The sequence below is a fragment of the Tropicimonas sp. IMCC34043 genome, from assembly GCF_003390845.1.
Classification (GTDB): Bacteria; Pseudomonadota; Alphaproteobacteria; order Rhodobacterales; family Rhodobacteraceae; genus Tropicimonas.
This window is the reverse complement of sequence record NZ_QMEK01000002.1, coordinates 420,543-442,840: the sequence shown is the minus strand read 5'-3', so window position 1 is coordinate 442,840 and position 22,298 is coordinate 420,543. Positions and strand designations below refer to the sequence as shown.

Sequence of the window (22,298 nt, the reverse complement as noted above, 5' to 3'; positions counted from 1 at the left end):
ATGCCCGGAAAGATCGAAACCCGCCTCGCCGAGCTTGGCGTCACCCTTCCCGACGCCCCGGCCCCGGCGGCCAATTATGTGCCCTACGTGATCGTGGGCGAGCTGGTCCATGTCTCGGGCCAGGTCAGCAGCGGCGCGGGCGGTTTCATAACCGGCAAGCTCGGCGCCGATATGGAGGTTGCGGCCGGCGCCGCCGCCGCGCGCAGTTGCGCGATCTCGCTGCTGTCCCAGCTCAAGGCCGCCTGCGGCGGCGACATCGAACGGCTGGTGCGGGTGGTCAAGCTGACCGGCTTTGTCAACTCGACCGGCGATTTCACCGACCAGCCCAAGGTGATCAACGGCGCCTCTGATTTTCTGGTCGAAGCGCTCGGCGATGCCGGCCGCCACGCCCGTTCGGCGGTCTCTGCGGCGTCCCTGCCGTTTGGCGTGGCCGTCGAGATCGAAGCGATCTTCCAGATTGCCTGATCCCGTCGCCCTGCCCCGGGCGTTCCTCGCCAGCCCGCTTGCCCACCGCGGCCTGCACGACAGCGCGCGGCAGCGGCCCGAGAATTCTCGCGCCGCCTTTGCCGCGGCGATCGCGGCGGGGTACGGGATCGAATGCGACCTGCAGCTTTCGGCCGACGGGCAGGCGATGGTGTTCCATGACGCCACGCTCGAGCGGCTGACCGACACCACCGGCCCGGTCCAGGCGCGCACCGCCGGGCAACTGGCGGCGATCCCGTTGCGGGGCGACACCGAAGGGATCCCGGACTTTGCCGGGGTCCTGACCCTCGTCGACGGCCGCGTACCGCTGCTGGTCGAGTTGAAGGACCAGACCGGGATGCTGGGCCCGGAGGGCGGGGCGCTTGAGCGTGCGGCGGCAGATGCCGTCCGCGGCTATCCCGGCCCGCTTGCCTTCATGTCGTTCAACCCCCATTCGGTCGCCCGCATCGCCGATCTTGCCCCCGAGGTGCCGCGCGGTCTGACGACCTGCGCCTTCGCGCCTGCCGACTGGCCGGGCCTGCCCGACGACCGGCGCGCCGAGCTTGCCGCCATTGCCGATTTCGACCGCGTGGGCGCCTCGTTTGTCAGCCATCAGGCCAGCGACCTTGCCGCCGCCCCCGTCGTCGCGCTGCGCCGCGCCGGCGTGCCGATCCTGTGCTGGACCATCCGTTCTGCGCAAGAACAGGGCAGCGCACGGAAACTTGCAGACAATATCACCTTCGAAGGCTATCTGCCGGCTTGATCGCCGGGGCGCGAGGCACAAGTCTGGCACGACCCCACCGCAGCACTCCAGGGGGCCGGATGACCCAGACGCAGACTGAAACCGAGATCGTGATCGAGGTGATCCCCTCGCTTGCCGCCGTTCCGGCGGCCGAATGGGATGCCTGCGCCTGCCCCGAGGCGGCAGCCGGCGGCCGCCCGACGGATCCCTTCACCACGCATCGGTTCCTGTCGGCGCTCGAAGACAGCGGTTCGGTCGGCCCCGGCACCGGCTGGCAACCCTCCTACCTGCTGGCGCGGCAGGGCGGCACGTTGATCGGCGCCGCGCCGATGTATGCGAAAAACCACAGCCAGGGCGAATACGTCTTCGACCATTCCTGGGCGCAGGCCTATGAGAATGCCGGCGGGCGGTATTATCCCAAGCTGCAGATCGCCGTGCCCTTCACGCCCGCCACCGGACGGCGGTTTCTGGTGAGGCCGGGGTTCGAGACGATCGGGATGGCGGCACTGGTCGAAGCGGCGGTGCAGGTCGCGGCGAACCACCATGTCTCGTCGCTGCACATCACGTTCTGCACCGCGGGCGAGGCCGAGGCGGCCGGGCAAATGGGGCTGATGCATCGCCACAGCCAACAGTTCCATTGGGAGAACGACGGCTATGCCGATTTCGACGGCTTCCTAACCGCACTGTCCTCGCGAAAGCGCAAGAATATCCGCAAGGAACGCGCCACCGCGCAGGGCTTTGGCGGCACCATAAGGCGGTTGACCGGCGACGCGCTTCGCCCCGAACACTGGGACGATTTCTGGCGGTTCTATCAGCACACCGGCGCGCGAAAATGGGGCCGGCCCTATCTGACGCGGGACTTCTTCGATCTGGCGCAGGAACATCTGCGCGACGACATCATGCTGGTGCTGGCCGAACGCGACGGCCGCGCCATTGGCGGGGCGCTGAACTTCATCGGGCGCGGCGCGCTTTACGGCCGCTATTGGGGCGCCGTCGAACATCATTCCTGCCTGCACTTCGAGCTGTGCTATTATCAGGCCATCGACTTTGCCATCGAACAGGGCCTTTCGACGGTCGAAGCCGGGGCGCAGGGCGAACACAAGCTTGCGCGCGGCTATCTGCCGGTCACGACCCATTCGGCGCACTGGATCGCCGATCCGGGTTTCCGCCGAGCGGTAGACCAGTTTCTGCGCGCCGAAAGTGCCGCCGTGGCCGAAGAGATCGAGATCCTGACCAGTTACGGCCCGTTCCGGCGCAACAGCGACAAGGAGGAGGTGGACGAATGACAACAGCAACAACGACCCCTGAGGGGATTGAAGAACTGATCGCGGCGGGGTGGCAGCGCCTGGCCGACCGGGATGCGATCACAAAGGACTTCCGCTTTGCGGACTTCTCGGAAGCCTTCGGCTGGATGACGCGGGTGGCGCTGGCGGCCGAAAAGGCCAACCACCACCCGGAATGGAGCAATGTCTATCGCGACGTGACCGTGACGCTTTCCAGCCATGACGTCGGGGGATTGAGCGACAGGGACGTGGCGCTCGCCCGTATCTTGGACAAGCTCGCCGCCGGCTGACGGGCCGCCCGTTGCCTTGCGGCCGCGTCGCGGGCTATAGCCGGCAGGGCGAGGAACGGGCCCGGGAGAGCAGGAAATGGCAGGAATTGTGGTGGTCGGTGCCGGGCAGGCCGGCGCGGCGCTGGTCGCAAAGCTGCGCACCGAGGGCTATGACGGCCCGCTGACCCTGATCGGCGAAGAACCCGTTCTGCCCTATCAGCGCCCACCGCTGTCGAAGAAATACCTGCTGGGCGAAATGCCCCTCGACCGGCTGCTGCTGCGCCCCGCCGCCTTCTATGCCGAAAACGCGATCACGCTGCGCACCGGTGCCCGCGTCAAGGCGATCGACGTTTCCTCCCGCATGCTGCTGATCGGGGACGAGACCGTCGCCTATGACCAGCTTGCGCTGACCACCGGCACCGTGGCCCGGCAGTTGCCCGAGGCAGCGGGCGGGCGGCTCGGCGGTGTCCACGTGGTGCGCAGCCTTGCCGATGTCGACCGGATGGCGCCCGCATTCCAGCCCGGTGCGCGGGCGCTGATCGTCGGCGGCGGATACATCGGGCTCGAGGCCGCGGCGGTCGCGGCAAAACTCGGGCTGCAGGTCACGCTGATCGAAACCGCCGAGCGGATCCTGCAACGGGTCGCGGCCCGCGAAACCGCGGATTACTTCCGCAGGCTGCACCATGCCCATGGCGTCGAGATCTGCGAAGGCACCGGGCTTACGGCCCTGATCGGCGACCATGCCGTCAGCGGCGCACGACTGAGCGACGGCCGCGAGATTGCCGTCGATCTGGTGATCGCCGGCATCGGGGTCACCCCGGCCACGGGCCTTGCCGCAGCGGCGGGGCTTGCGCTCGACAACGGGATTGCCGTCGATGGCTTTGGGCGGACGTCGGACCCTCATGTCTGGGCCGCGGGCGATTGCGCCTCGTTCCCCTGGCGCGGCGGGCGGATCCGGCTCGAAAGCGTGCAGAACGCCATCGATCAGGCCGAGTCGGTTGCCTGCAACATGCTGGGCGCGGGCACGGCCTATGACCCGAAGCCGTGGTTCTGGTCCGATCAATACGACGTCAAGCTGCAGATCGCCGGGCTGAATAGCGGATACGACCGCGTCGTGGTACGCCCCGGCGGGCGGGCGGGCGCGGTCTCGCACTGGTACTATGCCGGTGCCCGTCTGCTGGCGGTCGATGCGATGAACGACCCGCGCGCCTACATGACCGGCAAGCGGCTGATCGAGGCCGGCGTCTCGCCCGATCCCGCCGCCGTCGCCGATGCCGACCTCAAGGCGATGCTGGTCTGATGCGGATCATTGCCGGCCAGTTCCGTGGCATGGGCCTTGCCGCCTTGGGCAAGGGCGATCCCGGCGCCCATCTGCGCCCGACCTCGGACCGGGTGCGCGAAAGCCTGTTCAGCCTGCTTGCCGCCAGCCATGACGACCCGGCCACCGGGGCGCGGGTGCTGGACCTTTTCGCCGGCACCGGCGCGCTGGGGCTCGAGGCAATCTCGCGCGGCGCAGTCCACGCCACCTTTGTCGACGCCGGGAGCAAGGCGCGGGCGCTGCTGCGCGAGAATATCGAAAAGACCCGCACCGAGGCCATCACCCGGATCGTTCGCCGCGACGCAACGCGGCTCGGGGAGGTTGCGGGCGCACCCTTCGATCTGGTGTTCCTCGACCCGCCCTATGGCAAGGGGCTGGGCGCGCGCGCGCTGGCGGCGGCGGAAACCGGTGGCTGGCTTGCCCCCGATGCCCTGATCGTGTGGGAGGAGAACGCGCCGCAGGACCCGCCCGAAGGCTTCGCGCTGCTCGATTGCCGCCATTATGGTGACACCCACATCACGATCCTGCGCCGTACGGGCGGCTAGCCAGATTCACTCGGCCATCACGTCATCGACCTTGACCAGCACATCCTCGACCAGCCCGGCACCGTCGAGCCCGCGCGCCGTCGCCTCGTCGATCCACTCGACCACCACCTCGTCGCCCAGCAGCTGCATTCGCGCAGTTTCCTCGGGGCCGATCACGGATACCGCACCGCCCGCCGCAACCATCGCGGCATAGCCCTCGGCGTCGCCGATGTCATAGGCGCGGCCCGCCATCGCCGCCATCGCCACCCCGGAATTGGCGTCGATCACCGCCTTCAGATCGTCCGGCAGGCTCTCGTACTTCGCCTTGTTCATCGCCCAGAGGAAATAGAGCGAATAGAACGCCTTGTCCCCCGACACGTCGCTGTGGCTGTCGGTCAGCTCGTCGAGCTTCAACGACGGCGCCATCTCCCAGGTGATCACACCGCCATCGAGGATGCCGCGCGCCAGCGCCTCGGGGAACTCCGGCACCGGCATTCCGACCGGATTGGCGCCGAGCTTTCGCAGCAGCAGGGTTGCCGGCCGCGACGGCCCGCGCAGCCGCAGCCCGGCGAAATCCTCGACCGTCTCGACCGGCGGCCCCTTCTTGTGAACGATCCCGGGGCCGTGCATGTGCACCGTGATCAGATGGACGTCGGCGAAATCGTCCAGCAGGTGGTCTTGGGTGTATTCCCAGGCGACAACCGAGGACAGTTCGGCGCGCTTTGGCATCATGAACGGCAGTTCCAGCGCCTCGGCCTCGGGGAAACGTCCGGGCTGATAGCTTGGCACCGCCCAGCCGCCGTCGATGGCGCCGTCGCGGATCATGTCGTAAAGGCTCTGCGCCTTGCCGCCGAGCGCCATCTGCGGATAGATCTCGATCTTGATCCGGCCGCCCGATTGTTCCTCGACCGCGCGCGCCCAGGGCTCCATGAAATAGGTCGGTGCCGCGGAATTGGGCGAGACCATGTGCTGGAACCGCAGCACCACCTCTTGCGCCGGGGCGCTGGTGGCGGCGCCTGAAAGGCAGGCCAGAAGGGGGATGGCGCGAAGAGGGATCGGCACGGGCAGGAACTCCTGTCAGGGTGTCAGTCGGTCTTTCGCGCCAGAGCGCGCCCGCGCGATATACGCGGCGCGTTCCCAAGGCTCAACATGATTGACGCTTGGCCATGGCCGAGGCTGCCGCCTGGGTGCAGGCTCAGTTCCAGGTCGGGTGGAACTTGCCCGCCGGCGACAGGGTGAAGATCTCGCAGCCGTCGGGCGTGACGCCGACTGCATGTTCGAACTGGGCCGACAGCGACTTGTCGCGGGTGACCGCGGTCCAGTCGTCGGCCAGAACCTTGGTTTCGGGCCGGCCAAGGTTCACCATGGGTTCGATGGTGAAGAACATGCCGTCCTCGAGCACTGGGCCAGTGCCCGGCCGACCGTAATGCAGCACGTTCGGCGGCGCGTGGAACACCCGCCCCAGGCCGTGGCCGCAGAAATCGCGCACCACACTCATCCGGTGGGCCTCGACATAGGCCTGGATCGCATGGCCGATGTCGCCAAAGGTGTTGCCGGGGCGGACCGCCTCAATCCCCTTGAACAGCGCATCGTGGGTGACCTGGATCAGCCGCTCGGCCTTGCGGCCGAGCTTGCCTGCCACGTACATCCGGCTGGTGTCGCCGAACCAGCCGTCGACGATCACGGTCACGTCGATGTTCAGGATGTCGCCATCGTGCAGGGTCTTTTCGCTCGGGATCCCGTGGCAGACCACATGATTGACGGAAATGCAGCTTGCGTGCCTGTAGCCTTTGTAGCCGATCGTGGCTGAAACAGCGCCCGCCTCGACGATCATATCTTCGATCGCCTTGTCGATCTCGCTGGTGGAGGCCCCCGGAACCACAAGCGGCGCGATCCGGTCGAGGATGTCGGCCGCAACCTGCCCCGCCACATGCATGCCTGCAAAATCCCCCGGCGCGTACAGCCGGATACCGTCTTTCGTCAGATGTGTGCGGTTGTCGTCCACTGCTTTCACTGCCTTCTTCCGTCTGCGTTCGCCCTGACCCCTCTGAGCGGAAACATAGGACCGCAGGGCGAGAATTGCCAGCCACCGGGTCAGATCTGCGGCGAGCGGTCCACGGGCAGCGCCCGGGCGATCCCGACCCCGTTCGTGTCGATCAAGGTCGCGCGGGCCAACATTTCGACCCCTGCGGCGCGGGCTGCCTCGAAGGCACGGGCATAGCCGGGGTCGATGTCGGCGGCAAGCCGCAGGCGGGCGCAATCGCTGCGCTGGACCAGATAGAGCATCACCGCCCGGTGACCCTCGGCAACCATGGCGCTCAACTCCTCCAGATGCTTTGCGCCGCGCCTGGTCACGCAGTCGGGGAATTCGGCCCAGTCGCCGTCGCGCCGCAGATGGACGTTCTTGACCTCGACATAGGCGTCAGGCAGCCCCGGTTCGCTCAGCAGGAAATCGACCCGGCTGGCAGTGCCATAGCGCACCTCGGGGCGGACATTGCCATAGCGGGCCAGTTCCGGGATGACCCGCGCGCGCAGCGCCTCGCCCACCACACGGTTCGGCACCGAGGTGTCGATCCCCGCCCAATGGCCGCCCGGCAGCTCGACCAGCCGCCAGCCGAAACCGAGCTTGCGGCGCGGATCGTCGTTCGGTTCCAGCCAGACCCGCAGCCCCGGATCGGCAAGCCCCGTCATGGCGCCCGGGTTGGCACAATGGGCTGTAACCTCGATGCCGGTACTCTCCAGCCGCACGTCGGCCAGAAATCGCTTGTAGCGACGGATCAGCCGACCGGGCACGAGCGGGGTTTGAAAGCGCATGGGGCGGGCCTTATACCCCAAGGGTAAGTGCGACAAGACGGAGACACCGATGACCAACCCTACTGCTGCCATGCTGGTGATCGGGGACGAGATCCTTTCGGGCCGGACACACGACACCAACACCCATTTCCTTGCCCAGGAACTGACCAAGCACGGCATCCGCCTGTCCGAGGCCCGCGTCGTGCCCGACGACCACGACCGTATCGTGGCTGCAGTGCGCGCCCTGTCCGAAAGCTTTGACACCGTCTTCACCTCGGGCGGCATCGGCCCCACCCACGACGACATCACGGCCGAGGCGGTTGCCGCGGCCATGGGCCGTCGGATCGGCGTGCGCGACGATGCGCGCGCGATCCTGCAGGCGCATTACGACGCGACCGGTCAGGTGCTGAACGAGGCGCGGCTCCGGATGGCGCGGATCCCCGAGGGCGCGGAGCTGATCGACAACCCGATCTCGGCCGCCCCCGGTTTCACGCTTGGCAATGTCCATGTGATGGCCGGGGTGCCGGCGATCTTTCAGGCGATGCTGGCGGCGGTTCTGGCGCAGATGACATGTGGCGACCCGATCCTGTCGCAATCGATCCGCATCGACCGCGGCGAGGGCGATATCGCCGGGGATCTTGCCGCGATTGCGACGGATTATCCCGACCTGTCCTTGGGGTCATATCCGTTCCACATCGACGGCGCCTATGGCACGAACATCGTTGTTCGCGGCAGCGACGGCGCCCGGATCGACGCGGCGATGACGCGGCTGGCCGGGCTGCTCGCCGGGATCGACACATGATCGAACCCGCAGCCAGCGAGATCCTTGCTGCAATCGACGCAACCTGGCCGCCCGCGCGCTGTACCGAAGCCGGGGGCTGGCGGTTGCGCGTGGGCGAGGGCGGCGGCAAACGGGTTTCGGCCGCTACGGCAGAGGCCGGGGATCCCGACATCGCGGCGCTGGCCGCTGCCCAGTGCGGGCTTGGTCAGGCCCCGTTGGCGATGCTGCGGCCGGACGAGACCGACCTCGACGCCCGCCTTGCGGCTGAGGGCTATGACAGGATCGACCCGGTCACGGTCTATCTTGCCCCGACGGCCACGCTGACCGCGCCGCCGCCGCCGGTCCGGGCATTTCTGGTCTCCTGGCCGCCACTTGCCACCCAGGTCGAAATCTGGGCCGCGGGCGGGATCGGGGCGGGGCGTCTTGCGGTGATGAACCGCGTGACGGCCCCCAAGATCGCGCTGCTCGGCCGCTCATCAGACCGCCCTGCCGGCGCCGGTTTCGCCGCCGCGGCGGGCAAGATTGCCATGCTGCACGCCCTTGAGGTCGCCGAACCGCTGCGGCGTACCGGCACCGCCCGCTATATGGTCTCGGCCGCAGCGATCTGGGCCGAAGCGCAGGGGGCCGACTGGTTTTGTGCGCTCGCGACCGAATCGAACGCGCCGTCGAACGCGCTGTTCCGCTCGCTCGGCCTGCGGGCGGTGACAGGCTATCACTATCGCAGCAAGCGGCGGCCTGGCGGAACGGACCATGGTTGAACGGATCGCAGGCTGCGCCGGCCTTGCCGTGGCGCTGGTCATGGGCGCGCAGGTCGCCTTCGCCCAGACGATTGATCTGCCTGGAAATGCACGGCTGGCGGCCGAAACTTCCGACGCCGACGGTATCGTCGAACTGCCCGTGGCAGCGTGGCGCGACGGCAGTGTCGAAACGCAGCGCGGCAACGGCGCGTTGCAAATGCAGGCCTGGCAGGTCCAGGCGCCGGGCCTGACCACCGCACAGCTGATCTCGCCATTGAGGGCGCAGTTGCTGGACCAGGGCTATAGCCTGCGCTTCGAATGCGATGCCAGCGATTGCGGCGGCTTTTCGTTCCGCTTCGCGATCCCGTCGATCGGCGAACCCGAGATGCATGTCGATCTGGGCGACTACCGCTATCTTCTGGCCGAGAAGGAGACCGCCCACGGCCCCGCGCTTGCCAGCCTTCTGGTCAGCCGGACGGCCGAACGCGGTTTTGTGCAGATCCTGCGCGTTGCTCCCCCCGGCGCCGATCCGGCACCCGCCACCGCGGCCGAGGCCCCTTCAATCGGTGTTGCTGCACCCGCCACTCCTGCAACCGCGGTGCCCGCAAACCTGGCCGAAGCGCTGTCCGGCAACGGCCACGCGGTACTTGACGACCTTGAATTCGAGACCGGATCCTCGCGTCTGTCCGACAAGACCTATGGCTCGCTCGACAGCCTGGCGACGTTTTTGAGGGCCAATCCGGGCGCCCGGATCGTGCTGGTCGGCCACACGGATACCGACGGCTCGCTTGACGGCAACATCGCGCTGTCGCGAAAACGTGCCGCGGCGGTCAAGGACCGCCTGGTCTCGCGTCATGGCATTGCGGACGATCGTGTGCAGGCCGAGGGGATAGGCTATCTTGCGCCGCTGGCCTCGAACCAGAGCGCCGAGGGCCGAGCGCTGAACCGACGAGTCGAGGCCGTTCTGCTGGCCGAAAACTGAGGCACGCTGCCCCCCGGGGGCCGGTCGCCCGCAAGGCCTTTCACCAGGCCCCGATGCGCTTGTCGGCGAAGGTTTCGACCAGAAACTCGATAAAGGCCCGCAGCTTTGGCTGCCGCATCCCGTCCGGCGGGTAGACCGCAAAGATCCCCAGCGGTTCGACCGGCAGGCTTGGGATTACCTCTTCCACCTGCCCGGCGCGCAGGGCGTCGGAATAAAGAAAGCTGGGCAGATACGCGATGCCAAGTCCCGCAATCGCGGCGTTGAGCAGGGACTGGCCGTCGTTCACGTTGAGGCATCCCGAGGTGCGAACCATGCGGCGTTCGCCCGACGGCGCGGTAAGGTTCCAGACATGTTCGGACGCATTGCTGGAACCGTGCAAAAGCTGGTGTTCGTTCAGATCGTCGATCCGTGACGGCCGCCCGTTTCGGTCCATATAGGCCGGACTTGCGATCATGCGCCGTGTGGTTTCGGCCAGCCGGTGGACGCGCAGATTGTTGCCGTCGAGTTCACCGATGCGGATGGCCATGTCATAGCCTTCGCTCACCAGCTCGACAAATCGGTTGCTCAGCACAACCGACAAGGTGATCCCCGGGTATTGCGCAAGGAACCGGTCAATCACCGGCGACAGTTGCTTGACGCCGAAATCGGTCGCGACCGACACCCGCAGCTGGCCCGAGGGCGCGGTCTGCATGGTGGCGACCAGCGTGTCCGCCTCGGCCGCATCGCTCAGCACCCGCCGCACGCGCTCGTAATAGGCCAGCCCGATCTCGGTCGGGACAACCCGGCGGGTGGTCCGGGTCAGCAGGCGCGCGCCAAGCCGCGCCTCCAGCGCCGAGACATGCTTTGACACCGCCGATTTCGAAATGCCCAGTTTCTTGGCCGCATCGGTGAACCCGCCCTGATCGATGACGGTTGAAAACGCCTCCATTTCCGTAAACCGGTCCATGCCCCTGCCTGCCCTTGATCTGCCCATTCGTTCTGGTCCGCGGCCGCCATTCACCGGCCGACAATGAACGGATAGCACAGCAAAGGTCACCGTTTCGGAAACATTCTCAATTGTCGATATCTCACATCATACAATTTGACCGTCACAGCGCCGCCGCCAGGCGAACGCCCTGGTCGATGGCGCGTTTTGCATCGAGTTCGCGCGCAACGTCGGCGCCGCCGATCAGATGCGCCTTGCGCCCCAGCGCAGCAAGCTGATCAGCGAGCCCGCGCTCTGGCTCCTGACCGGCACAGATCACCACGGTATCGACGGCAAGACGCTCGGGTGCGGCCTCGCCCGCTCGCAGGACGATCCCTTTGGCGTCGATACGCTCGTACCGGACGCCGCCGCGCATCCCGACCCCGCGGGACTGAAGCTCGGCGCGGTGGATCCAGCCAGTGGTCTTGCCCAAACCCTTGCCCGGCTTGCCGGGCTTTCGCTGCAACAGCACGACCTGCCGCGCCGGCACTTCGGGGTCCGGGCCCTCCGGGTCGAGACCGCCGCGCGCTTCGGCCGGATCGCAGACCCCCCAATGGGCAAGCCAGGCCGGGATGTCTGTGCTGTCGCTCTGGCCGGACTGGCTCAGGAATTGCGCGACGTCGAAACCGATCCCGCCGGCGCCGACGATGGCAACCCGCCGGCCAACCGCGGCGCCGTCGCGCAACACGTCGATATAGCCCAACACCGGCGCGCCGGGATCCGTGGGGATTTCCGGGTCGCGCGGGCGCACGCCTGTCGCAAGGATCACCTCGTCGAACTCGACCAGCGCCTCTGGCGTCGCCGCCTGCCCGAGGTGCTGCGTGACGCCGGTACGCTCCAGCATGGTATCGAACCAGGCGACGAGGCCGTCGAATTCCTCCTTGCCCGGGACCTTACGCGCCATGTTCAGCTGCCCGCCGATCTGCGCGGCCGCCTCGAACAGGGTCACCCTGTGGCCGCGTCCGGCCGCGGTGATGGCCACCGACAGGCCCGCGGGACCGGCCCCGACCACGGCGATACGGCGACGGACCTCAGCCGGTTCGATGGCGATTTCGGTCTCGTGGCAGGCCCGCGGGTTGACCAGGCACGAGGCGACCTTGCCGCCAAAGATGTGGTCGAGACAGGCCTGATTGCAGGCGATGCAGGGCGCGATCTCTTCGGCGCGGTCGGCCGCCGCCTTGGCGACGAAATCGGGATCGGCCAGAAAGGGTCGCGCCATCGACACCATGTCGGCGCAGCCATCGGCCAGCACCTGTTCGGCGACGCCGGGCGTGTTGATCCGGTTCGAGGCGACGATCGGGATCCCGACCTCGCCCATCAGCTTTTGTGTCACCCAGGCAAAGGCGCGGCGCGGCACCGAGGTCGCGATGGTCGGCACCCGCGCCTCGTGCCAGCCGATCCCGGTGTTGAGGATCGTGGCCCCCGCCGCCTCGACCGCGCGGGCAAGCTGCACCACCTCGTCCCAGCTCGATCCGTTCGGCACGAGGTCGATCATAGACAGCCGGAAGATCACGATGAAATCGGGACCGACCGCCTTTCGAACCCGACGCACCACCTCGACCGGCAGGCGCATCCGGTTCTCATAACCTCCACCCCAGCGGTCTGTGCGCCGGTTGGTATGGGTCACCAGAAATTCGTTGAGAAAATAGCCCTCGGACCCCATGACCTCGACCCCGTCATAGCCCGCCTCGCGCGCCCGTGCGGCAGCCGTCACGATGTCGGCGATCTGCTTTTCGATCCCCGCCTCGTCCAGTTCGCGCGGCACGAAGGGTGAGATCGGCGATTTCACCGCCGAAGGCGCGACACAATCGGGCGTATAGGCATAACGGCCGGCATGCAGGATCTGCATCGCGATCTTGCCGCCCGAGGCGTGAACACGCTCGGTGACGATCCGATGGTTGGCGATATCCTGGGGCGTGAACAGCCCTGCCGCGCCGGGCAGCACCGCACCCTCGACGTTGGGCGCCATGCCGCCCGTGACCATCAGCGCCACACCGCCTGCCGCCCGCGCACCATAGAAGGCCGCAACCCGGTTCCAGTCGCCGGTCTCTTCCAGCCCGGTATGCATCGAGCCCATGAGGACCCGGTTCCTCAATCTGGTGAATCCCAGATCGAGCGGCTCCAGAAGCCTCGGATACGCGGTCATGCTGATCTCCCTCACCCCGGTGAGAGGATGTCGCGGCAGTGCGCGCCTGTCACGCCCAACGCGGCGTCATTCCAGGGCCATCAATGCCGGTGGGGGAAGTTCGCCTGACTGGCCACCATGATCTGCTCGGCAAAGCCCTCGACGGTCTGGAAGGCTTCGGCATCGCTCATCGGATAGCCCAGAAGATCGCGCAGGGTCACCGTGACCAGCCGGCCATTGACCGCGAAGATCGCGCGCCAGCTGTGCCCGCCGGTCACCGGATCAGGGCCGTTTTCATGGGCATGAATATAGAACGCACCAGCACGGGCAAAGCTCGGCCCCGAGGTCACGTCGGCGGGATCGCCCTTGCGCGACAGGGTGGCCCGGCCCCGGTCCGAGGCGAAATAGCGGTCAAGATCGGCGGTGGCCGGCAGCGAGGCACTCGCCTCGGACCCGACGCTGGCGGTCAGCAGCCCGGGTCGCACCGGCCCGGGCGCCAGCGGATCGCCGGTCACCACCTGGCACGAGGCCAGCAGGACGAAAGCGAAGGTTCCGCCGGTCTGGGTCGCGCCGGTGTCGACGCAATAGCCCGTCGGGGCCGAGATCACGACCGAACGGTCGGGAACCGAGACCCGGGTCGGCAGCGATGGCATCGTCGCGTCGGGAAACCCGGCGCGGCGGGCGTTGGCGCCGCTTGCGGCAAATGTCAGGGCCACGGCACCGATCAGTGCCGCCGCACGCAATCTCGACCTGAGGGTCCCTGTGGACATGCCGCTCGTCTTTGCCGCCCGGTTTTGTCACGGCCCCTTCCCTGCCCCGTCCGCGGGATGCGCCTCTTTCGATGGCCGCAGCCCTGTCGCCGAGGCCGTTCCACGGCCCTGCCCTGCTCTTGTTCCGCCCGGCCGGTTCCGCGGTTCCGCGGCCGACCGAATTCTGTCCGTCTTTGGTGTGGATCGTACTGTCTTTGCTGCTGCGAATCAACGCAATCGGCGCGCTATCTGCGGCGTCCTGCCCCAGCCGGTCAACAGGGAATCGGCGGCCCGCAAGGGGGATCCGATCACCTTCTACGGATGCGTCCTCCGGTTGGCGCAAAAGCGCCGAATGGACGCCGATGCAAGGCGCATGATGCCTGATTTGACGCCACAATCGGCACGGGGTCGACGGCCGCAAGCCGGCGCGTGCGACCGCCCGGGGCGCGTTGGTGCCGCAGAGCGATTGCGCCCTGCGGCCGATCCACCTACCTCTGCGAAGGAACGGAGGTCCCGATGCGCTATGATCCGCTGCAAGCCTATGTCGCACCGGCGCGGACCAGCGCCGAACTGTGGCGGACGGCGGCCGGCGCGCTGCTGACACTGGTGTCGGGCTTCGCGCTGTTTCAGCTCTGCTTTGCCATCGGATCGAACCTGTTCGGACCGGCGGCGACCGAACGCTTCGTCGATGCCACGACCTTCGATCCCGCGACGCCTGCCGCCACGCTTTTCACCCTCGCGACCTTCGGCTTTTTCGGGCTCGGGCTTGCGATGGCGGTTCACGGGCTGCACGGACGCAGCCCGCGCACGCTGTTCGGCCCGCCACGCATGGCACTGACCGATTTCCTGCGCGTCAGCCTTGCCGTCGGCCTGTTGCTTGCCGTGCTCGGCCTGCTGTTGCCGCGGGATGCCGAACTGGTGGTGAACCCGATGCTTGGCCGGCGCGGCTGGATCCTGCTGCTGCCGGTGTCGCTGATCGCTATTCTGGTGCAGGCGAGTACCGAAGAGTTGTTCTTCCGCGGCTATCTGCAACAGCAGCTCGCGGCGCGCTTTCCCGACACACCGCTGTGGATGCTGGCCCCCGCGACCCTGTTCGGCTTTGCCCACCTCGCTCCGGCCTCGGCAGGCGCGAATGCGCCCTATTTCGTGTTCTGGGCGGTGGCCTTCGGCATGGCCGCGGCCGATCTGACCGCCCGCACCGGAACGATCGGGGCAGCAATCGGCCTGCATGCGGCCAACAATGCCGGGGCGATCCTGTTCGTGGCGCTGGCAGGCCCCGGATCGGGGCTTGCGCTCTATCACCTGCCGGTCGCGATGGACGCGGACCAGATCCCGCTGATGATGCTGCCCGAACTCGCGACGCTGTTCTGCTGCTGGCTGGCGGCACGGCTGGTGCTGCGGGTCTGACCCGTCCCGGCCTGCCCCGGAACGGCGATTGAATACCACCCGAAGCGGGTTTACCTCTGGGACCCAATGGCGGCGGAGACAGCGATGCGTACAACGGAATTCGAGGCGTCGCTGCGGGATGCCAGGCTCTATCCTCAACTCTGGCGGCTCGGGCTTGGCCTGATCCTGATCGGGTTCATGGGGCTGTCGCTTGGCGGCATGGTGGTCGGCGGCTTCGTCGCCGTCGCCAACTGGCTCGACCCGAACTACACCATCCATGTCAGTGCCGGCCTGCGCAGCATCCAGAACACGATCAGCGGCTATGGCGGGCTCGACACCCCGATTGCCGTTTTCCTGTTGCTGATCAGCTTCGTCGGGCTGCTGGTCGGGCCGATGCTGGCGGCCGCCGCGTTCCATTTCCGCGGCCCCGGGTCGCTGTTCGGACAGCCGCGCACCTGGGCGCGGGGCTTTCTGACGGCACTTGCGGTCCAGCTTCCGATCCTCGGGGTACTGCTGGCCATCGGCGCGTTCTTCGATCCCCCGCAGGCCAACCTGCCGCTCGGGCGCTGGATCCTCTATGTCCCGCTCGCGCTGCCGCTGATCCTGATGCAGACCGCGGCCGAAGAGCTTGTGTTTCGCGGCTATCTGCAACAGCAGCTCGCCGCCCGTTTTGCATCGCGCTGGATCTGGATGGGGCTGCCCGCAGCCCTGTTCGCCGCGCTGCATTATTCGCCCTCGCTTGGCCCTCTGCTGCCGGTCGTCATGGCCTCGGCGCTGATCTTCGGCCTGATCGCCGCCGACCTGACCGCGCGTACCGGCAGCCTTGGCGCGGCGATGGGGCTGCATTTCGGCAACAACGTGCTGGGGATGCTGTTTGTCGCCTCGGGCCCGAGCATTTCGGGGCTGGCGCTGTTCGTCTCGCCGATCTCGGTGCAGCCGGGCGTCGGCGAGATGATGGCTCTTGGCATCTCGACCCTGATCGTGGTGGTGATCTGGCGCCTGACCCGGATGCTGCTGGCCCGCTGATCGCGCGCTGTCTCGATTTGCAATTGCGCTCTGCCCGTCCTATCTGTCTGCCCGCAGACCGCGCCGAGGATTTCGCATGAACTGGATCTCGAACTACGTCCGGCCCAAGATCAACTCGCTGTTCTCGCGGCGCGAAGTGCCCGAGAACCTTTGGACCAAATGTCCCGAATGCGGGACAATGCTGTTTCACCGCGAACTGAAGGACAATCTCAACGTCTGCACCAGTTGCGACCACCATATGGCGCTAAGCCCGCGCGAGCGCTTTGCCGACCTGTTCGATGGCGGAATCTTCACCGAAGTTGCGGTGCCCGAGCCGCTGGCCGACCCGCTGCATTTCCGCGATCAGAAAAGATACCCAGACCGCCTGAAGGCGGCGCAGAAATCGACCGGAGAATACGGCGCGATGCTGGTCGCCGAGGGCGAGATGGCGCGCACGCCCATCGTTGCCGCGGCGCAGGACTTTGCCTTCATGGGCGGTTCGATGGGAATGTTCGTCGGCAATGCCATCGTCGCGGCTGCCGAACGCGCCGTCGCGCTTCGCCGGCCGCTGATCCTGTTCTCGGCCGCCGGCGGCGCCCGGATGCAGGAGGGGATCCTCAGCCTCATGCAGATGCCGCGCACGACCGTTGCCGTCGAAATGCTGCGCGAGGCCCGCCTGCCCTATATTGTCGTGCTGACCCACCCGACGACCGGCGGGGTCACCGCAAGCTATGCCATGCTGGGCGATATCCAGATCGCCGAGCCCAATGCGCTGATCTGCTTTGCCGGGCCGCGGGTGATCGAACAGACGATCCGCGAGAAGCTGCCCGAAGGTTTCCAGCGCGCCGAGTACCTGCTCGACCACGGGATGCTCGACCGGGTGACGCATCGCAAGCAACTGCGCGACGAGTTGATTGCCATCACCCGCTTGCTGCTGGGCCTGCCGCCCGCGGTGAAGGGCGAGTTGCCACCCCCCGACCAGCCGATTCTGACCGCGATCCAGTCACAGCCGGCAGCGGGCCCCGCCCAATGACAAGCCCGGGCAGCGCCGCGCTGCTCGAGCAGATGACGGCGCTGCATCCGGCCGAGATCGAGCTGTCGCTCGACCGTACCTTCCGGCTGCTCGCCGCGCTCGGCAATCCACACCTGCATCTGCCGCCGGTGATCCATATCGCCGGCACCAACGGCAAGGGCTCGACACTTGCCATGCTGCGCGCGGGCCTTTCCGCGGCGGGGCTGCGGGTCCATGCCTATACCTCGCCGCACCTGGTGCGCTTTCACGAGCGCATCGAGATCGCAGGCCAACCGATCAGCGAACCCGCACTGGCAGACGCCTTGCTGCGAACCCTTGCGGCCAACGATGGCCAGCCCGTGACATTCTTCGAGGCGACGACCTGTGCCGCGCTGCTCGCCTTCGCCGAGACGCCGGCAGAGGCGCTGCTGCTCGAGGTCGGGATGGGCGGGCGCATGGACACCACCAATGTGATCGACACCCCGCGGCTGACGATCCTGACCCCCGTGGCGTTCGACCATCAGGCATTTCTTGGCAATAGCCTGGCCGAGATCGCGCGGGAAAAGGCCGGGATTCTGAAGCGCGGCGTACCCTGCGTGGTCGGCCGTCAGCACGACGATGCGCTAGAGGTGATCGAGGCCGCGGCCGCCCGCCTTGGTGCCCCGCTTATGGTCCACGGACAGCATTGGCAGGTCTGGGAGGAACACGGCCGGCTGGTGTTCCAGGACGAGACCGGGTTGCTCGACTTGCCGCTGCCGGCGCTGAAAGGCCCGCACCAGACCGACAATGCGGGCATCGCGCTGGCAGCATTGCGCCATCTCGGCCACGACGAGGCGACCTGCGAGGCGGCGTTGACGCGGGCAAGCTGGCCCGCCCGGATGCAACGCCTGCGCCGCGGACCGCTGTCCGAGGCAGCCCCCAACGCCGAGCTGTGGCTCGATGGCGGTCACAATCCCCATGCCGCTGCGGCCCTTGCCGCCACCCTGACCCGCCTGCCTGCCCGCCCGACCCATCTGGTGCTGGGCATGCTTGCCAGCCGCGACCCGGCCGAGTTTCTCGGCCCGCTCGTCGTGCAGGTGGCCGGCCTGACCGCTGTGCCGATCCCCGGCGAGCCCAAGGCCCACACGCCCGAGACGCTTGCCGCAGCCGCCCGCGCAGCGGGCCTTGCCGCCACCACCGCGCCCGACGTCCTGCAGGCCGTGACCCGGATCGCGCAGGCAGATCCCTCTGCCCGCATCCTTGTCTGCGGTTCGCTCTACCTCGCCGGCACGGTTCTGCGCGACAACGGCTAGCGGCCTTTGGCTCGTGGCGGTTCCCGCACCATCCGGGTGCCTGCACGCCCGGTACATGCTAGGTTGAAAACGCCCACATCGAGATCTCTCGGAGACGCCCAATGGAAATGGACCTGACCGGATCGTGCCACTGCAAGGCCGTGACCTTCACCCTGCGCTCGTCCCAGCCGTTCCCCTTCAACCTTTGCTATTGCGAGATCTGCCGAAAAACCGCCGGCACGGGCGGCTATGCCATCAACCTCGGCGGCGATTTCGCAACGCTTGAGGTCGAGGGGAAAGAGAACATTCGCACCTACCGGGCGCGACAGACCGATCCCGATACCGGCGAGACCGTCGAAAGCCCGGCCGAGCGGAACTTTTGCGGGATCTGCGGCAGCGCGCTCTGGGTCTGGGATCCGCGCTGGCCCGACCTCGTGCACCCCCACGCCTCGGCAATCGACACGCCATTGCCGGAGCCGCCGCATCGCTCCCACATGATGCAGGCCAGCCGGGCCAACTGGGCCAGGCCCTGCCTGCGGGACGGCGACCGCACCTTCGATGCCTATCCCGATGAAAGCCTGGCCGAATGGCACCGCCGGAACGTACCCGACTAGACGCGCCGCCTCAGGCCCTGTCGGGCGGCCAGTCCGCCGACTGCATCTCGCGCAGCCGGCTTGCCGTGCGCGCGAACTCGAACACCCCTTCGCCTTCGAGATAGAGCGATTCGGGCTCGGCGGCCGCCGAACAGATCAGCCGCACCTTCGCCTCGTAAAGCGCGTCGATCAGGGTGACAAAACGCTTGGCCTCGTTGAAGTTCGACCGGCCGAGACAGGGAATGTCGGTCAGCACCAGCACCTTCACCAGATCGGCAATCGCCAGATAATCCGCCGGCCCGAGCGGATGGCCGCAGAGATCGAAGAACCCGGCGCGCGCCACGCCGTTGCGGAACGCCGGGATTTCCACGGGGCGTGCCTTGACGGTCAGGATCAGCGGCGGCGCCTCGCCGCCCGCCAGATCGTTCCAGATCGCCAGGATCGCCGCGCGCGCCTCATGGTCGATCGGCGTGAAATAGACCGGCGAGCCCAACAGCCGACCCTGTCGGTGATCGTGCCGCGATATCAGCTCCCGCACCACCATCCGCTGCTTGATCATCGCGATGAAGGGCAGGAACAAATCCCGGTTCAGCCCGTCCTTGTAAAGCTCGTCGGGCTCCCGGTTCGAGGTCGTGACCACCACCACTCCCCGCGCGAACAGCCGCTCGAACAGCCGCCCCACGATCATCGCGTCGGTGATGTCCGAGATCTGCATTTCGTCAAAGCACAGCAGATCCACGTGGTCCGCCACATCGTCGGCCACCGGCGCAATCGCATCGGTCACCCCGCGCTGGCGGACGACATGCATCGCGGCATGGATTTCCTGCATGAAGGCATGGAAATGCACCCGGCGCTTGCGATCGGTACGAACCGCATCGAAGAACAGATCCATCAGCATCGACTTGCCGGTGCCAACCCCGCCCCAAAGGTAGAACCCGAGGATCGGATCGGGCTCGGCGGGTTTCGAAAACAGACCGCGCCAGCCACCCGAGGCCGCCTGCCGCGGCGTCGCCAGATCGGTGCGCACCCGCTCCAGCTCGGGCAAGGCTTCGATCTGCGCCGGATCGGGGGCCAGTTGGCCCTCCCGGACCCGGTCTTCGTAGATTTCGATCAGTGCGCGCGTCATTCCTGCGGTTTAGGCAGGCGCGCGCGGAATGGGAAGACCCGCGCTGCCACAGAGACGCTGCGTTGCATTTGACGGCGCCCAATTCGCCCGACAAAACTGCACGCGATGACAACGCGCACGCCCCTTTTCACCCCGGTCCTGATCGGCGGTTCCATCATCATCCTGATCAGCTTCGCGATCCGGGCCTCTTTCGGCGTGTTCCAGATCCCGATCGCCGAGGAATTCGGCTGGCCGCGGGCCGAGTTCTCGCTGGCAATCGCGATCCAGAACCTTGCCTGGGGCATCGGACAGCCGATCTTTGCCGCCTTCGCCGAACGATTCGGCGACCGCCGGGCAATCATCCTCGGCGCGCTCACCTATGCCGCGGGTCTGCTGCTGTCGGCGCTGGCAACGACGCCGGGCCAGCACCAGCTGCTCGAGATCCTGGTGGGATTCGGCATTGCCGGCACAGGCTTTGGCGTGATCCTTGCGGTCGTGGGCCGCGCCGCCAGCGACGAGAACCGCTCGATGGCGCTTGCCGTTGCCACGGCTGCGGGCTCGGCCGGACAGGTCTTTGGCGCGCCGCTCGCCGAATGGCTGCTCGGCATGATGCCCTGGCAATCGGTCTTCGCCGTCTTCGCCATCGCGGTGCTCGCCTCGCTCGCGGCACTGCCGATGATGCGCGCGCCCGTGCTTGCCAGCCACACCGCGATTGACGAGGGCCTCGGCGCCATCCTGCGCAAGGCGTTTCGCGATCCCTCCTATTCGCTGATCTTCCTCGGCTTCTTCAGCTGCGGCTATCAGCTCGGCTTCATCACCGCGCATTTTCCCGCCTTCGTGACCGAGGTCTGCGGCCCGATCCAGTCCGGCGGGCTGCTCGACGGGCTCGGGATCCGCTCGACCAGCGCGCTCGGCGCCATCGCGATCAGCCTGATCGGCGTCGCCAATATCGGCGGCACGCTGATGGCCGGCTGGCTCGGCAACCGGTTCTCGAAGAAATACCTTCTGGCCGGGATCTATACCGCCCGCACCCTGATCGCGGCCGCGTTCATCCTGGTGCCGATGACGCCGGCAACGGTGGTGCTGTTCTCGGTCTCCATGGGGGCGCTCTGGCTTGCCACCGTGCCGCTGACGAGCGGGCTTGTCGCCTATATCTACGGGCTGCGCTACATGGGCACGCTCTATGGCATCGTGTTCTTCTCGCACCAGCTCGGCGCCTTCCTCGGCGTCTGGCTCGGCGGGCGGATGTATGACCTGACCGGCGGCTACACCGTCGTCTGGTGGGTTGGCGTCGGCGTCGGCGCCTTCTCGGCGCTCGTGCATCTTCCGGTCCAGGAACGCCCGCTCGATCAACGCCCGCCGCGCGGTGGCGCATTGGCCGCCTGAGCTGCAGCCCCGGCCCGCAAGACCGGGCCTCACAACGCTCAGAGCATCTGCCGTATTCTTCTGTTCAAAAATATCCCGGGGGGCGCGCCAGCGGCGCGCGGGGGCAGCGCCCCCTCCGCCCCCTCCGCCCCATCGGCCCGTGCCCGGGGAGAGATCCGCCCTATGCCGCCTCGTCCGCCGTCAGCAGCCCCTCGGCCACCAGCCGTTCGGCCCAGCCATCCGGGCCCTCGAACAGATGGGTCTGCCAGCCGCGGGCGCGCGCGGTCTTGATATTGTCGATCCGGTCGTCGGTGAACAGGATCGTCTCGGGGGCATGTCCGCAGCCTTCCTCGACGATTTCATAGATCCGCGGCTCGGGCTTGATCACCTTCAATTCGCCCGAGACGAAGCGGCGGTCGAACTCGTTCAGAAAGTCGTACTGCGCGGTCGCGATCTCGAAGGTGCCGACGCCGAAATTGGTCAGCGCATGCACCGGGACCCCGCGCGCGCGCAGCGCCCGCAACAGCCGGACCGACCGTTCTATCGGCGGCGTCGCGATCTTTATCCAGTTGTCGTGCCAGTGCAGGATCTCGTCGTGCCACTCGGGGTATGCCGCCGCCGTCGCGGCGATGGTGTCGCGGAAATCGCCGCCGCGGTCCACCTCGTCGTTCATGCCATGCAGATCGACCGCATCGAACATCGCCTTCCTGCGCTCTTCGCCGATCACGGCGTCAAAATAGCGTTCGGGCTGCCATTCGATCAGAACGTTGCCAATGTCGAAGATCACAAGGTCGATGGCCATTCTTGCCTTCCAGTTCTGCTGCCGCCGGGT

At 67.3% G+C, this 22,298-nt stretch carries 23 protein-coding genes; 15 read left to right on the top strand and 8 right to left on the bottom strand.

What is annotated here, in order from left to right; all coding sequences use genetic code 11:
• The 6 genes from DQG17_RS11840 to rsmD all read left to right on the top strand — a co-directional run bounded on the left by DQG17_RS11840 (position 1) and on the right by rsmD (position 4,619).
• Positions 1-465 (top strand): RidA family protein, encoded by a 465-nt coding sequence (locus DQG17_RS11840; RefSeq protein ID WP_116133040.1) that lies wholly within the window; start codon positions 1-3, stop codon positions 463-465.
• On the top strand, positions 458-1,225 hold the full coding sequence (locus DQG17_RS11835; protein ID WP_232829410.1) for a glycerophosphodiester phosphodiesterase family protein: 768 nt from the start codon (positions 458-460) through the stop codon (positions 1,223-1,225). The genes DQG17_RS11840 and DQG17_RS11835 overlap by 8 nt, the downstream gene beginning before the upstream one ends.
• A 59-nt stretch (positions 1,226-1,284) precedes the next feature.
• Positions 1,285-2,490, top strand: coding sequence for a GNAT family N-acetyltransferase (locus tag DQG17_RS11830; RefSeq protein WP_116133038.1), 1,206 nt, complete (start codon positions 1,285-1,287; stop codon positions 2,488-2,490).
• Positions 2,487-2,777 carry a 4a-hydroxytetrahydrobiopterin dehydratase gene (locus DQG17_RS11825; protein WP_116133037.1) on the top strand — a complete coding sequence of 97 codons (291 nt, stop codon included), beginning with the start codon at positions 2,487-2,489 and terminating at the stop codon, positions 2,775-2,777. The genes DQG17_RS11830 and DQG17_RS11825 overlap by 4 nt, the downstream gene beginning before the upstream one ends.
• A 76-nt stretch (positions 2,778-2,853) precedes the next feature.
• A complete protein-coding gene (locus tag DQG17_RS11820) occupies positions 2,854-4,056 on the top strand; it encodes an NAD(P)/FAD-dependent oxidoreductase (protein ID WP_116133036.1) in 1,203 nt (400 codons plus the stop codon).
• Entirely contained in the window at positions 4,056-4,619 is a 564-nt protein-coding gene (gene rsmD / locus DQG17_RS11815) for a 16S rRNA (guanine(966)-N(2))-methyltransferase RsmD (protein WP_116133035.1), read from the top strand. The genes DQG17_RS11820 and rsmD overlap by 1 nt, the downstream gene beginning before the upstream one ends.
• 6 nt (positions 4,620-4,625) lie before the next feature.
• On the opposite strand, the gene DQG17_RS11810 is transcribed toward rsmD, so the two are convergent.
• The 3 genes from DQG17_RS11810 to sfsA all read right to left on the bottom strand — a co-directional run bounded on the left by DQG17_RS11810 (position 4,626) and on the right by sfsA (position 7,412).
• The gene (locus tag DQG17_RS11810; protein WP_369908023.1) at positions 4,626-5,660 is read right to left on the bottom strand and encodes a TRAP transporter substrate-binding protein; all 1,035 of its coding nucleotides are present in this window, start codon (positions 5,658-5,660) and stop codon (positions 4,626-4,628) included.
• A gap of 133 nt (positions 5,661-5,793) precedes the next feature.
• Positions 5,794-6,603, bottom strand: coding sequence for a type I methionyl aminopeptidase (gene map / locus DQG17_RS11805; RefSeq protein ID WP_116133034.1), 810 nt, complete (start codon positions 6,601-6,603; stop codon positions 5,794-5,796).
• An 89-nt stretch (positions 6,604-6,692) separates the two neighbouring features.
• Positions 6,693-7,412, bottom strand: a complete 720-nt coding sequence (sfsA, locus tag DQG17_RS11800; protein WP_116133033.1) for a DNA/RNA nuclease SfsA — start codon at positions 7,410-7,412, stop codon at positions 6,693-6,695.
• Positions 7,413-7,461: 49 nt separating this feature from the next.
• Here sfsA and DQG17_RS11795 point away from each other — a divergent pair, with 49 nt between their 5' ends.
• Genes DQG17_RS11795 through DQG17_RS11785 form a run of 3 tightly spaced genes read left to right on the top strand, consistent with a single transcriptional unit; the run spans position 7,462 to position 9,891 of the window.
• A complete protein-coding gene (locus tag DQG17_RS11795) occupies positions 7,462-8,193 on the top strand; it encodes a molybdopterin-binding protein (protein WP_116133032.1) in 732 nt (243 codons plus the stop codon).
• A complete protein-coding gene (locus DQG17_RS11790) occupies positions 8,190-8,930 on the top strand; it encodes a GNAT family N-acetyltransferase (protein WP_116133031.1) in 741 nt (246 codons plus the stop codon). The genes DQG17_RS11795 and DQG17_RS11790 overlap by 4 nt, the downstream gene beginning before the upstream one ends.
• Positions 8,923-9,891: an OmpA family protein gene (locus tag DQG17_RS11785; RefSeq protein WP_116133030.1), complete on the top strand. Its 969-nt coding sequence runs from the start codon at positions 8,923-8,925 to the stop codon at positions 9,889-9,891. The genes DQG17_RS11790 and DQG17_RS11785 overlap by 8 nt, the downstream gene beginning before the upstream one ends.
• Positions 9,892-9,931: 40 nt before the next feature.
• On the opposite strand, the gene DQG17_RS11780 is transcribed toward DQG17_RS11785, so the two are convergent.
• The 3 genes from DQG17_RS11780 to DQG17_RS11770 all read right to left on the bottom strand — a co-directional run bounded on the left by DQG17_RS11780 (position 9,932) and on the right by DQG17_RS11770 (position 13,750).
• Complete coding sequence (locus DQG17_RS11780) at positions 9,932-10,837, bottom strand: LysR family transcriptional regulator (protein ID WP_116133029.1); 906 nt, start codon at positions 10,835-10,837, stop codon at positions 9,932-9,934.
• Positions 10,838-10,979: 142 nt separating this feature from the next.
• A complete protein-coding gene (locus DQG17_RS11775; RefSeq protein WP_116133028.1) occupies positions 10,980-13,001 on the bottom strand; it encodes an NADPH-dependent 2,4-dienoyl-CoA reductase in 2,022 nt (673 codons plus the stop codon).
• 80 nt (positions 13,002-13,081) lie between these two features.
• A complete protein-coding gene (locus DQG17_RS11770; protein WP_157973595.1) occupies positions 13,082-13,750 on the bottom strand; it encodes a hypothetical protein in 669 nt (222 codons plus the stop codon).
• Between the two features lie 495 nt (positions 13,751-14,245).
• Between DQG17_RS11770 and DQG17_RS11765 the strand changes: the two genes are divergently transcribed.
• From DQG17_RS11765 to DQG17_RS11745, 5 genes are all read left to right on the top strand, one after another.
• Positions 14,246-15,136 (top strand): CPBP family intramembrane glutamic endopeptidase, encoded by an 891-nt coding sequence (locus DQG17_RS11765; RefSeq protein ID WP_116133026.1) that lies wholly within the window; start codon positions 14,246-14,248, stop codon positions 15,134-15,136.
• A gap of 84 nt (positions 15,137-15,220) precedes the next feature.
• On the top strand, positions 15,221-16,141 hold the full coding sequence (locus DQG17_RS11760; RefSeq protein WP_157973594.1) for a CPBP family intramembrane glutamic endopeptidase: 921 nt from the start codon (positions 15,221-15,223) through the stop codon (positions 16,139-16,141).
• 76 nt (positions 16,142-16,217) lie between these two features.
• Positions 16,218-17,153 carry an acetyl-CoA carboxylase, carboxyltransferase subunit beta gene (gene accD / locus DQG17_RS11755; protein ID WP_116133024.1) on the top strand — a complete coding sequence of 312 codons (936 nt, stop codon included), beginning with the start codon at positions 16,218-16,220 and terminating at the stop codon, positions 17,151-17,153.
• Complete coding sequence (locus tag DQG17_RS11750; protein ID WP_116133023.1) at positions 17,150-18,424, top strand: folylpolyglutamate synthase/dihydrofolate synthase family protein; 1,275 nt, start codon at positions 17,150-17,152, stop codon at positions 18,422-18,424. Before accD ends, DQG17_RS11750 begins: the two co-directional genes overlap by 4 nt.
• A 101-nt stretch (positions 18,425-18,525) precedes the next feature.
• A complete protein-coding gene (locus DQG17_RS11745; protein WP_198666094.1) occupies positions 18,526-19,017 on the top strand; it encodes a GFA family protein in 492 nt (163 codons plus the stop codon).
• 10 nt (positions 19,018-19,027) lie between these two features.
• Here DQG17_RS11745 and zapE read toward each other — a convergent pair whose 3' ends face one another.
• Positions 19,028-20,122 carry a cell division protein ZapE gene (gene zapE / locus DQG17_RS11740; protein WP_116133021.1) on the bottom strand — a complete coding sequence of 365 codons (1,095 nt, stop codon included), beginning with the start codon at positions 20,120-20,122 and terminating at the stop codon, positions 19,028-19,030.
• Positions 20,123-20,227: 105 nt separating this feature from the next.
• On the opposite strand from zapE, the gene DQG17_RS11735 reads away from it, so the two are divergent.
• Positions 20,228-21,487: an MFS transporter gene (locus tag DQG17_RS11735; protein ID WP_116133020.1), complete on the top strand. Its 1,260-nt coding sequence runs from the start codon at positions 20,228-20,230 to the stop codon at positions 21,485-21,487.
• Between the two features lie 160 nt (positions 21,488-21,647).
• Here DQG17_RS11735 and DQG17_RS11730 read toward each other — a convergent pair whose 3' ends face one another.
• Complete coding sequence (locus tag DQG17_RS11730; protein ID WP_116133019.1) at positions 21,648-22,268, bottom strand: HAD family phosphatase; 621 nt, start codon at positions 22,266-22,268, stop codon at positions 21,648-21,650.
• Between the last annotated feature and the right edge of the window lie 30 nt (positions 22,269-22,298).